General features: G+C 51.6%; 12 protein-coding genes and 1 riboswitch. Of the genes, 4 read left to right on the forward strand and 8 right to left on the reverse strand.

Going from position 1 to position 11,884, the window contains the following annotated elements:
- Positions 1-22 precede the first annotated feature (22 nt).
- From pduJ to pduA, 8 genes are read right to left on the reverse strand one after another with little or no spacing between them, the layout of a single operon-like run.
- Complete coding sequence (pduJ, locus tag OGY17_RS18945; RefSeq protein WP_001057752.1) at positions 23-298, reverse strand: propanediol utilization microcompartment protein PduJ; 276 nt, start codon at positions 296-298, stop codon at positions 23-25.
- Between the two features lie 19 nt (positions 299-317).
- On the reverse strand, positions 318-668 hold the full coding sequence (locus tag OGY17_RS18950; protein ID WP_003834139.1) for a glycerol dehydratase reactivase beta/small subunit family protein: 351 nt from the start codon (positions 666-668) through the stop codon (positions 318-320).
- Positions 658-2,490 carry a diol dehydratase reactivase subunit alpha gene (locus OGY17_RS18955; protein WP_191215624.1) on the reverse strand — a complete coding sequence of 611 codons (1,833 nt, stop codon included), beginning with the start codon at positions 2,488-2,490 and terminating at the stop codon, positions 658-660. The genes OGY17_RS18950 and OGY17_RS18955 overlap by 11 nt, the downstream gene beginning before the upstream one ends.
- A 15-nt stretch (positions 2,491-2,505) precedes the next feature.
- Positions 2,506-3,024 (reverse strand): propanediol dehydratase small subunit PduE, encoded by a 519-nt coding sequence (gene pduE / locus OGY17_RS18960; RefSeq protein WP_003030243.1) that lies wholly within the window; start codon positions 3,022-3,024, stop codon positions 2,506-2,508.
- Between the two features lie 14 nt (positions 3,025-3,038).
- Entirely contained in the window at positions 3,039-3,713 is a 675-nt protein-coding gene (pduD, locus tag OGY17_RS18965; RefSeq protein WP_003834131.1) for a propanediol dehydratase medium subunit PduD, read from the reverse strand.
- Between the two features lie 10 nt (positions 3,714-3,723).
- Positions 3,724-5,388: a propanediol dehydratase large subunit PduC gene (gene pduC, locus OGY17_RS18970; protein WP_003030249.1), complete on the reverse strand. Its 1,665-nt coding sequence runs from the start codon at positions 5,386-5,388 to the stop codon at positions 3,724-3,726.
- 18 nt (positions 5,389-5,406) lie between these two features.
- Positions 5,407-6,219, reverse strand: coding sequence for a propanediol utilization microcompartment protein PduB (gene pduB, locus OGY17_RS18975; protein WP_003834129.1), 813 nt, complete (start codon positions 6,217-6,219; stop codon positions 5,407-5,409).
- Entirely contained in the window at positions 6,219-6,500 is a 282-nt protein-coding gene (pduA, locus tag OGY17_RS18980) for a propanediol utilization microcompartment protein PduA (protein WP_003030255.1), read from the reverse strand. Before pduA ends, pduB begins: the two co-directional genes overlap by 1 nt.
- A gap of 525 nt (positions 6,501-7,025) precedes the next feature.
- On the opposite strand from pduA, the gene pduF reads away from it, so the two are divergent.
- From pduF to cbiB, 4 genes are all read left to right on the forward strand, one after another.
- Positions 7,026-7,835: a propanediol diffusion facilitator PduF gene (gene pduF / locus OGY17_RS18985; RefSeq protein ID WP_003030258.1), complete on the forward strand. Its 810-nt coding sequence runs from the start codon at positions 7,026-7,028 to the stop codon at positions 7,833-7,835.
- 203 nt (positions 7,836-8,038) lie between these two features.
- The gene (pocR, locus tag OGY17_RS18990; protein WP_003834122.1) at positions 8,039-8,950 is read left to right on the forward strand and encodes a transcriptional regulator PocR; all 912 of its coding nucleotides are present in this window, start codon (positions 8,039-8,041) and stop codon (positions 8,948-8,950) included.
- 332 nt (positions 8,951-9,282) lie between these two features.
- Positions 9,283-9,457, forward strand: a riboswitch (cobalamin riboswitch).
- Between the two features lie 88 nt (positions 9,458-9,545).
- Positions 9,546-10,925: a cobyrinic acid a,c-diamide synthase CobB gene (locus OGY17_RS18995; RefSeq protein ID WP_079935269.1), complete on the forward strand. Its 1,380-nt coding sequence runs from the start codon at positions 9,546-9,548 to the stop codon at positions 10,923-10,925.
- Entirely contained in the window at positions 10,922-11,881 is a 960-nt protein-coding gene (gene cbiB, locus OGY17_RS19000; RefSeq protein ID WP_048216004.1) for an adenosylcobinamide-phosphate synthase CbiB, read from the forward strand. The genes OGY17_RS18995 and cbiB overlap by 4 nt, the downstream gene beginning before the upstream one ends.
- Positions 11,882-11,884: the final 3 nt, after the last annotated feature.

The raw sequence follows: 11,884 nt of genomic DNA on the forward strand, positions 1-11,884 counted from the left end.
TGTGCTCCTTGGTTGCAACGACTTATGCGGATTTAGGTAAAATGGCTTCAACGTCGCTGTGCGGACGCGGGATAACGTGGCAGGATTTCACCTCACCAACGGCGCTTGCGGCTGCGCTTCCAGCATCTACGGCTGCTTTCACCGCGCCGACATCACCGCGAACCATAACGGTGATAAGGCCAGAGCCGATTTTTTCGTAACCAACCAACTGCACGTTTGCGGATTTCACCATGGCATCAGCGGCTTCAATAGCGCCGACAAGCCCTTTTGTTTCAACCAGTCCCAGTGCGTTATTCATACTGCTTTTCTCCTGTGGGTTATGAGTGGCATTCCCGGAACGGAATGCCTTTAACCAGCCGCGCAGCGTTGTTACCAATGCTGCGGCGATCGTGGCTATTTTGTTGATACGTCAGCGTAAAAAGTGGTGCTGATGTGGGTAAGTTTTTGTAGTGCACGACCAGTTTTTCGCGGCTACAGCCAATACCGACCAGCAATGGAGACTGGCAGGCGGCCAACCATGCGTTGTGGATAACGTCAGTTGAGCTACTCTCCTGAATCACAAAGGGGATCCCTTCTTCTTCAATACCCAGCAGTACGTCATTCCAGACGTCAGCACAGTCAGCACTGGTGAAGATAACGATGGCTGGGGTGGTGAGATTACTTTCCATGAGCGAATGCCTTATGCCAGGAGAGAATCAGTCCTGTCGCAACCGCATTGCGCGGACCTTCGGTACCACGAATGTTGCCGCGCCCGGCAACCAGTCGATAATGCGCCAGAGCATCGGTGACCAGCTGTGGAACTTCAAAATCCAGAGATGAGCCGCCAACCAGCACCACAAAGGGAATATCCCGAATGTTCCCGGTCGGACTGACCTGACGTAGCGCTCTGAGTGCGTTAGTAACGAAAACGCGCTCCTTGGCGCTTCGACGAATGGCCCGTACTTTCTCCAGCGCCAGTTCACCAGGCAGTGGCACCAGTTCATCGGATTTCACTACGCACACGCGCGCAAAAACCGTTGGTGGGAGTGGCGTAGGGAAGAACTGAACGCTGCCGTCTTCGTGGCGAAGGTGGAACAAGCTCTCAACTTTCGCCAACGGATACTTTTTAATCTCTTCAGCGAGATAACGGTCATCCAGACCCAGTTCACGGGCAATGATCATCGTGACCATATCGCCTGCGCCTGCCAGGTGCGTGGCAATAATTTCGCCCTTAGGATTGATGATAGAAGCGTCGGTTGAACCCGCGCCGAGATCCAGAATAGCCAGTGGTCGTGTTGTGCCCGGAGTTGTTAAGGCTCCCAGAATGGCAGCTTCGGCTTCGGCCCCGCCAACCTGGACGTCAATGTTGAACTTTTGCGTGATCTCCTGGGCAATCATCGCCATTTGCAGGCGGTCTGATTTCACCATGGAGGCTATGCCGACAGCCTGCTCCAGCGAGAACTCACCGGCAAGTCCACCCGTCACACTGACGGGAACCGAGGTATCGACCGCCAGCAGATCCTGAATAAAAATTTCATGACTGGGTTTGTTGGTTAATTCAGCCATCGTCTGGCGCACATGCTCCAGCATGCCGCCAATATTGGTGCCAGCTTCTCCGGTCACGTTATCCAGTTTTGGGCATTCACCAACCGCTTTCATAATCGCTTCGGCGCCCGCGGCAACGTCGACCCGTACGGTACGACCCTGAGACTGTAGCTCCAGATTTCCGGCAGGAATCGCTCGCGCTTTCACATCACCTGACGGCGTTTTCACCACCACGGCTGAACGGTTGCCGATCAGCGCCCGTGCCATCGGAACAATGTTTTTAGTCTCATCGGCATTGAGGCCAAAGACAGTTGCAATGCCGTAGGGGTTAGAAAGGGTTTCAATGACCTTTCCTGGTACAGCGACCTCAATGGCAGCCAGCATCCCCAACGGGATACGGTCGATATGAAGGACTTCATCGACGATGGGCAGGGGATGAGTCAGACGATTACTGACCAACACACCGTCGTCCTGCTGCAAAATAACGCCAGTCAACTGGTATCCGGCACGGACGGAGGCATTAATCATCGTAGCGACATCGGCGAAATCAAATGCCGATGACACCACCAAAATATAGGGCGTATCCGCCGGGCGACTGAGAAGGTCTTCCGGCGTAATAGTGACGCCCACGCCTAACCCGACGCCGCCCGGTGTTTTAGGGTTATGGCCGATCATGGTGGATTCAGTGATGATGGTTTCGGTTATTGTTTCCATCGCCACGTCGCCAATGACCGGGGTGGCTTCGTTAATACGGATGAGCGAAATATCGCTGACATTGATACCGGCGTTTTTTGCCGCCAGCGTAAGGGCCTCCTGAATGCCAAACACATTACGTAATGTGCCCTTAATTCCGGTGGTTTCTGCCAGCGCGCTGCCGGTGATGCTCAGCACGCCAGACTCATCCAGAGTAGCCAGAGCGACTTCTGTTGATGAGTTGCCTATGTCAATGCCAGCTATATATCGCATGATCCTGTCCCTGAGTTAGTCGTCGCCTTTGAGTTTTTTACGCTCAACGTACAGCGCTGCCGCTTCACGAACGAAAGCTGCGCAGATTTTTGCCTGATAACGATTTTCGAGATCGTCGGCGATAGCCATCAGCTCATCTTTTGTTGAGCGGTACGGGCGCAGCGCGTTGTAGATCTCAAGAATGCGATCGTCAGGAACAGCGGTTAGCTCGGCTGCACGCTCGAAGTTCATCGCCAGCCTGTCACGTCCGGCATCTTTGGCGATTTCCGCCTGCAGGCGCAGTGTTTCAGGGGTGATGCGCATGTCCTGCGCGGTCACTTTGTTGCTCAGAACATTTTCAAGCGTGAAGTCGTCCAGCGTTTTGTTGGTCGCAGTTTTTACCCACTCAGGATGTTTATTCGCGAGAGGGTAATCCGTGACTTTCGCGGTATGTGCTGATGAACTCGCCGCGGGCGGAGTCGCAGACTCGCCTTGCAGGCTGTTCATCCGGCTCAACACATCCCGAACCATCGATTCAATTGCGTCGGTATTCATGGAGGTATCCTTTATCAAAGCGCCACGCGCAGTTCCTGCGGGTTTTTGCCTGTCACAACGTATTTGGTCTCTTTAATGTGCAGAATGGCTGATTTCGCCTGGTACTTAGGACGGGCCATCTGGTCATTCAGAGTAGGGACCGGTTGCGGAGATTCACGCTTGGCATAACGCGCGGCGTTTTTACCGATCTGACGATAGGTTTCCAGCGTCAGAAGCGGTGCCTGAGGGAACAGCTCCAGGTTTGAAAGCGGCGGTAACCCCTGCTGGTGGATAACCGTGGTACCTTTTGACTGGATGCCGATAGAGATCCCGGAACCGCTCAGACGGTTCCCCTCAACGGCGACAAACGCCACATCGGAGGATTTAAAGCAGCGGATAACGCGCGCTTTAATGCCTTCTTCTTCAATACCGGCAATCACTTCGCGCAAGATATTCTTATGCGGGATACCTACGATATTGACGGTTTGCGAGAGCCCGAACGCCGGCCCTACGGCAATAATTACTTCGTCCTGTTGCTGGCCTTGTTTGGCTTCACCAATCTCGGTCAGAAAGCTGTCTCCCTGTGTCGCCGCAGCCTGAGGTGCGCTTGCCGCTGTAGATGCGCGGAAAGAGACGGGTTTGTCGCTGGTCTGCATTTCAGACAACACATCTTCAATTATCTGGCGCAGTAGTTTTTCATTAATTTCCATTTTTCACCCCTTAGCCAAGCTCGTTGGGATCAAGTGCGCCAGGGATGTTTTTGATTTCTTCCCAGCGTTCGCCCTGCAGGCGATAACCTGTTGCCGGACCGGCGTAGTCGTTAACATCATTGACAGCGGATAGCACCTGTCCGTCGCCAACGATAATGGCGGAGGTATGCAGATAATCCCCGGTTAACTTGGCTTTCTGGATGTTGAGCATGTCCTGAGCGACATCGGTAAATCCGCCCTGAGCAAGGGCTTTCACCACTTCCAGACCGTTACGGTTTTTATTGATGATCTCTTGTGCAAACTTGATGTCTTCAACGATGTTACGTTCCGGCATATCTTTCGAACCGTGGGCGTAGGTCGCAGCTTCCACTTCTTCATCAGTGATTGGTGGTAATCCCATCCCGGCAAAGACGGCCTGCAGCGCACGTGCCGCTTTGTTACGAATGGCGATAACATCTTCTTCGCGAACCGGGCGCAGACCACCGTCTACTTTCAGGTCACGCTGGAGAACGTTGTAGTCGTCAAAATCTTCAGCATCCTCGTTCGAACCCGCAAACATGTTGTCGTAGTTCGGCACCGCGGAATAACCAGAAGAAATGAAGTCAGTACCCGGCAGGAACTGCATCAGCAGACGCGCAGTACGACGCATATCCGAGTGGGTAAAGGTTTGGTCGTTGCTGGAGGCGCATTCCAGATCCAGAGAGGAACAGATCAGGTTTTCAGCCAACACTGCACGAATGCCTGACGGCACGGCGGAAGGGACACCGATGCAGCTTACTGAACCGTTTTGCAGGCCCTGTACACCCGCAGCTTTGGTGATGTAAATGCAGCGGGCTTCCAGATAAAGCATTGATTTGCCTTCGGCGTAACCCATTTGAACTTCTGAGCCAGAGCCGGAGGTAAAGCGCATTTTCAGACCACGGGAAGCATAGGACGAGGCGAGGAAGCCTTTCGACCATGGCGTGTCATCGCCGTCGGTAAAGACGGGTTCAGTACCATAGACGGAGATGGTTTCCGCGTAGCAGGTGTGGCCTAGCATGCCGAGTTTAAGTTCGGTAGCTTCTTCCAGCGAGCACTGGGTTAATACGCCCGGGCGTCCAACCTGTGAGCCGACTAACAGCGCAATGGCGTTAAATGGCGCATAACGTGCAACGGCAACGGTTGTTTCCTGTTCGTCAAACCCGCGCCATGCGCCTTCAGCGGCATCAGCGGCAATCTGCACCGGGTTATCTTTGACGTTAGTGACGTGCGCTTGTTGAGATGGTGTACGACGAGCACGCATTTTCTGCATCGCCATCATCATCTCAACGACGTTCATATGGGACACCACTTCGACAATTTTTGCCGGCGTCATTGCGGTGGTCAGCGGCACAATGTCTTTGCGCTTCACGTTAGGGTCGCAAAGCATATTGGCCAGTTTGACCGAGTCCATCGCCATGACCTCTTCAGCGCGCGCCAGGTTAATGCCATAGCGGGCAATGAAATGGTCGATTAAGTCAAATTCACTGGCGGATTTACCGTCCAGTTCAGTGACTGTACCGTTGACGATTTTAATCGACGGTTTGGGGTCGTTCGGGCTTTCCATCGCAATGAAGCCTTCTTCGATCCACTCCTTAACGAAACCATCCTGATTCACAGGGCGCTTCGCCAGTGCTTCAAATCTTTTCGATCTCATGAATCAGCCTCACTGATATCAGATGTAGGACGGACGATCGTTTTTCGGCTCTGAGCCGAGGGTCCCGAGTACGGTTTTACCGATTTCACGGGCGGAGATAACGGCCTGACGAACAGCGCCAGAGTCACCCGAAATAACCAGAATGGCTTCGTTACTGAAGCTGGTGCCATGGGCAGGGGAGCTGTAGGCCACAACTTCCACGTTGGCGGATTTCAGGGCCGTATCGGCCATCAGGACACCAACGGATGCTGGCGCGCCGACGATAACGCCACAGGCACGGCCAATCGGTGCGCCAAAGGCTTTTTCCAGCGCGTAGCTGGCGCGTGCGGTGTACTGCATTTCGATGTGACCGGCTTCGTTGGCATAAACATCGCCAAAGGTGCGATCCAGTTCTTTCAGTGCGACTTCAATGCCGCGTTTCACGTCGGAAACATCGTTGCCACCAAGAATAATCAGCGAGCCATGACCTGCGCCGCCTTTGGTATCACGTGGTAACTCAATACTGACGACTTCAGTATTGGTGGCTTTTACCGCTTCATCGGCGGCCATGATGTGCGGGCCTGCGCCAGTACGGGCGCCAAGGATGCCAATGGAGCGATACCGTTTTTCAAGTTTCATCGCGTCCAGTAGGGCGCTGTCTACGTTGGCGATTACCAGACCGACGGTGTCGCCAATCGCGGTACCGACAAACTCCGTTAAACTGCAGCTTTTCTCTGCCATAGCCGTTTCTCGTGTTGGAGGATTATTTTCAGGGATAGCCTGCTGTTCCGGCGTTGCCACGCGAGCAATCACCTGCGCCATGATCTGTTCAACCAGCTCATTGCTGCTCATTAGCTAATTCCCTTCGGTAAGATTTTTTCTACATCGGTATGCGGGCGTGGGATGACGTGTACGGCTTTCACTTCTCCCACATTACGGGCTGCGGCGGCACCTGCATCTGTTGCTGCTTTGACTGCGCCGACATCGCCACGGACAATGACTGTTACCAGTCCCGAACCAATTTTTTCGTAGCCGACCAGCATTACATTGGCTGACTTCACCATTGCATCTGCGGCCTCTATGGCTGCAGTTAAGCCTTTGGTTTCTACCATTCCTAACGCTTCTTGTTGCATAAAGACCTCGCCTGGGTTGTCCCGATTTTTATGACTATAAAAAGAAGCGAGGAAAAAGAATGGCTGAGTTGAAAGTAAGAGTGAAAAAATAGTGGGGTTATGGTGAGATAAAATTGCCATATACCATCATAACAATTTGTTTTTGTTGATTATTTATATTTATTGTAATGTGACTATTTGGTTATGTTAATTCCATATTTACACTTTTTCGAGTGACAGTTTAAATATCATTTGCTATGCGAGAAAAATGAAATTGTGATGATCGTTTGAAAATGGAATTCTGCTGTTCGCAATATTTTATTATTTTGAAAATGTACTTTTAATAGGGTAAATCCTCGTTTTACCGCCTGCTTTAATAAAGGTGATAGCAAGAATTTGCTATCACAACACGATTTTTAAGGGCATGTCGCTTGCAGATTGCCAACAATTTGCCGATACAGATTTTTATAGTAAGCCTTGAAGTAATCTTCCTGCCAGCAAGGAGTCCGCTGGTAAAGACACGAACTCTGCTTAGAAGGTGTCACAATGAACGATTCACTAAGAGCGCAATGTATTGCTGAGTTTTTGGGTACCGGACTATTTTTGTTTTTTGGTATTGGGTGCCTGAGCGCCCTGAAGGTCGCGGGTGCCAGTTTGGGATTGTGGGAGATCTGCATCATATGGGGTTTGGGGATCTCGCTTGCAGTTTACCTGACAGCCGGGATTTCTGGGGCCCATCTCAATCCCGCTATTACCATCGCACTTTGGTTGTTTGCCTGTTTTCCGGGTCGTAAGGTACTACCTTATTCTGTCGCTCAGATCGCGGGGGCCTTTGGTGGCGCTATGCTGGCCTATTTGTTGTACGGCAGCTTATTTATTGAGTATGAATCAGCCCATCAAATGGTACGCGGTAGTCTGGAAAGCCTGCAACTTGCCAGCATTTTTAGTACGTATCCTGCCGCCGCACTGAGTGTCTGGCAGGCCGCACTGGTCGAAGTGGTGATTACCTCCATTCTGATGGGGATGATTATGGCGCTAACGGATGACGGTAACGGTGTTCCCAAAGGCCCGTTAGCACCACTGCTGATTGGTATTCTGGTTGCTGTTATCGGCGCATCAACCGGTCCACTTACCGGTTTTGCGATGAACCCGGCACGTGATTTTGGTCCTAAATTGTTTGCCTGGATGGCTGGGTGGGGTGATGTTGCGATGACAGGTGGGCGTGATATCCCTTATTTCATCGTGCCGATTGTGGCACCCATCATCGGCGCCTGTGCGGGCGCAGCAATTTATCGTTATTTTATTGGCAAAAATTTACCGTGTAATTCGTGTAAGTTGGAGGAAAACGAGAGCTAGCTTCACGAAAGATGTTTATTATTGAAAGGTAAAAACTGTTTTCGTGATCCGGTTTCCTGAACGGCTTAAAAAGTCTCCCAACAATGGGAGACTTTTGTTATGTTCAATGCTGACTTTCATCAGAGCGCTGGATCGCGAGATGAAAATGAATGTGTGAATAATATGTTTTATTTATAACAATAAATTAACTGAGAGGTTTTATCATGATTTCTGCGAGTGCCCTGAACTCAGAACTCATTAATAAAATCGCACAGGATTTTGCACAGGCCACCAGTCTGGCTGTTGTGGTTGTCAATATTCACGGTGATGAAATTTCTGAGCTTTTTAATTTCACTCCTTTTTGCCAGTTGATGCGCCAGCATCCTCAGCATAGTACGCGTTGTCGTATGAGCGACCGCTGTGGAGGGTTGGAAGCCTCTAAATCCGATCAACCCTGCATTTATCGCTGCCATGCCGGGCTTACCGATTTCTCAATTCCGCTGGTCATCGCGGGACACCTGGTAGGGTTCGTGCTTTGTGGACAAGTACGCTTAAGTAACGATGTAGGCCTCGTTGATATTCTGAACGTCGATGACCGCTGGCAAGCCGATCCCGAACTGGTCAACGAGTTCCGTAATGTACCTGAAATGGACTATTCTCGAGTCATTGCTTCAGCGGATTTACTCAAGCTCATCGTCGAAAATTGCCTTAAGAAACAACTTAATTTTGTTGTTATCAAAGATAACCCGCAGCAGTCAGAGCCGGTACGCGCTAACCGTAGTACCAACCCTCATGACAGTAAAATGAAAAAAGCCCTGCGCTATATTGATGCACATTTATCAGACGATCTGCGTCTGGAGGATGTTGCCTCTCATGTTTTCCTTAGCCCGTACTATTTCAGCAAATTGTTCAAAAAATATCAGGGTATTGGTTTTAACGCATGGGTAAACCAGCAAAGAATGGCCAGTGCCAAAGAGCTGCTTTGTCACAGTGACTGGAGTATAGCCAGCATTGCGCGTAATTTAGGCTTTTCGCAAACAAGTTATTTTTGCAAAGTTTTCCGCCAGACCTATCAGGTTACGCCGCAGGCATTTCGTCAGCAAATAAATGTCATTTCACGCGGTGAATCCGCTTAAATAGCAATATTTTGCTATTGCCGATTTTTGATATCGGGCGCTATGTTAGTCATTATAAAATGAAATGTGACAACAGCAGTCAATAAATTGTCATAGCGCAACAAAATAATGGTATTAGAGGGATAAACTGCACCAGTTTTTATTTTTGTGATGAGATACAGTGTCTGTGTGAATGACTTTCTTTATTCTTAGCTGATACTTTCATTCAAAAAGTGAACGTGTGAATAAGTGGGTTAAGGCCAGAAAATTGGCTGAATGAACTCGGAAAGATATTAAATTGAATTATTGTCATGAGGTCGTGAATTTACCTCATAACAGAGAGCTTAATTAACCAGGCTCTTGAACTGACAGGTTTGCCACATTTGTGGTAGGGAAGGGGGTGAGAATCCCCCGCAGCCCCCGCTGCTGTGATGCTGACGACCCCGTATGGACCACTGATCGCAAGATTGGGAAGGACGGGTGAGGATGACGCTAAGCCAGAAGACCTGCCTGTCAGTGACTACCAACAACTTCGGTGGGAAGTGGGTGGTTCAGATGCATACAGTCGAGAGACTGGGTATCTCTACACCCCTACCACCCTGAACAGGATCAGGGTATGGCGGCCAATTTTCACGCATTTGTTCTTGCAGGTACCGGAAGCGGCTGTGGTAAAACCACGGTGACGCTGGGCTTGTTGAGCTTGTTGAAAAAACGCGGTTTGCGCGTCCAGCCTTGCAAAGTGGGTCCTGATTACCTTGATACCGGCTGGCATACAGCGGTATGCGGTACCGCTTCCCGCAATCTTGATAGCTTCATGCTTCCCGTCCCCACGCTGAACGCTCTATTCAACGAGCAGATGCAACATGCGGATATCGCCGTTATTGAAGGTGTTATGGGGCTGTATGACGGCTATGGTACCGACCCAAACTACTGCAGCACCGCCGCGATGGCTAAACAGTTAGGCTGTCCGGTCATCTTACTGGTTGATGGCAAAGCCGTTTCCACTTCAATCGCCGCAACGGTAATGGGTTTTCAGCATTTTGATCCCACCCTGAACATCGCCGGGGTTATTGTTAATCGGGTTAACAGCGAAACGCATTACCAGTTACTGAAAGTCGCAATCGAACGTTACTGCGATGTACCCGTCTTGGGCTACGTACCCCGTATGGATGGGGTTGCCCTTCCCGAACGTCATCTGGGTTTAGTAACCGCACGTGAGTCGGTTATCAATCAGCAACCGTGGCAGGCTTTTGCCGCGACGCTGGAGCAAACCCTTGATATCGACGCACTTCTGACATTAAGCCAGTCAACCAATCTTCCTGCTGGCGAATGGCCCGCGCTTCCTGCCGCAGACGCCGGAGCAGGGCTAACGGTTGCCATTGCCGATGACGAAGCCTTCAACTTCTACTACCCGGATAACATTACGCTGCTGGAACGTACGGGGCTTAAAGTTGTCCGTTTTAGCCCGTTGCACGACACCTGTTTACCGGACTGTCAGATGATCTGGTTAGGTGGCGGATATCCAGAGCTACACGCTGCGGCGCTGGCTCGCAATGTCTCGATGCTGAATCAACTGCGAGAGGCACATCAACGTGGCGTCGCGATTTATGCAGAGTGCGGCGGGCTGATGTATCTCGGCAGTTCGCTTGAGGACAGCAACGGCGATACCTGGCTGATGGCGGATATCATTCCCGGCCACAGCAAAATGGGGAAACGTCTGACCCGATTTGGCTACTGCGAAGCGCAGGCCGCGCAGCAAACATTGTTAGCTGCAGAAGGCGAAGTGCTGCGCGGGCATGAATTCCACTATTCCGATTTTACCCCTGAAACGCCAGCGGTGATGAACTGTCGCAAAGTGCGCGATGGTAAAACGCTGCAAGCCTGGTCCGGCGGCTGGCAGGTCGGAAACACCTTCGCCAGCTATCTACACGTTCATTTTGCTCAACGTCCGCAGATGCTTAACCATTGGCTGGCAGCTGCGAGGAGTGCGCTATGACGATCCTTGCATGGTGTGTTGCCTGGCTGCTTGATTTTATCATCGGCGATCCGCAGAACTGGCCGCATCCGGTGCGCTGGATTGGTAATCTGATTTCTGCCGTGCAGCGAGTTATTCGGCGTTATTGCCATAGCGACCGTGCGCTGCGCATCGGCGGCGCGGTGATGTGGATTGTGGTGGTTGGTCTGACCTGGGCGGTGTCCTGGGGCGTGCTGGCACTGGCAGAATCTATTCATCCCTGGTTGGGTTGGGTGGTAGAGGTATGGATGATCTTTACCGTGCTGGCCGGACGCTGCCTGGCAAAGGCCGCGCAGGATGTCGAACGTCCGCTACGGGCCGGTGACCTTGCTCAGAGTCGGGAAAAACTATCGTGGATTGTGGGGCGTGATACCTCACAGCTGCAACCGCAGCAGATCAATCGCGCGGTGGTGGAAACCGTGGCTGAAAACACCGTAGACGGTATTATCGCACCGTTGTTCTTTCTCCTCCTCGGCGGTGCGCCCCTGGCGATGGCCTACAAAGCGGTAAACACCCTTGACTCCATGGTGGGCTACAAACATGAAAAATACCGCGCTATTGGTATGGTCAGCGCGCGTCTGGACGATGTCGCGAACTTTATTCCTGCAAGACTGAGCTGGCTGTTGCTGGGCGTGGCGGCATTTTTATGTCGTAAAGACGGCTCTCGAGCTTTACAGATTGGCTGGCGCGATCGCTACAACCACAGCAGCCCAAACTGTGCGTGGTCAGAGGCATCCGTAGCCGGGGCATTAGGCATTCGGCTGGGTGGTCCTAATGACTACTTTGGCGAGCGCGTTGAGAAACCGTGGATCGGTGATGCTCAACGTGACATTTCGGTAGACGACATTTCCCATACGATTCGACTGATGTGGGTGGCATCGACGCTGGCACTGGCGCTGTTTATTGCGCTGCGGTGGCTGTGGGTCGGTGTAGCCTGAGGA

It is taken from the genome of Citrobacter sp. Cpo126 (genome assembly GCF_030332445.1).
Lineage (GTDB): Bacteria > Pseudomonadota > Gammaproteobacteria > Enterobacterales > Enterobacteriaceae > Citrobacter > Citrobacter portucalensis.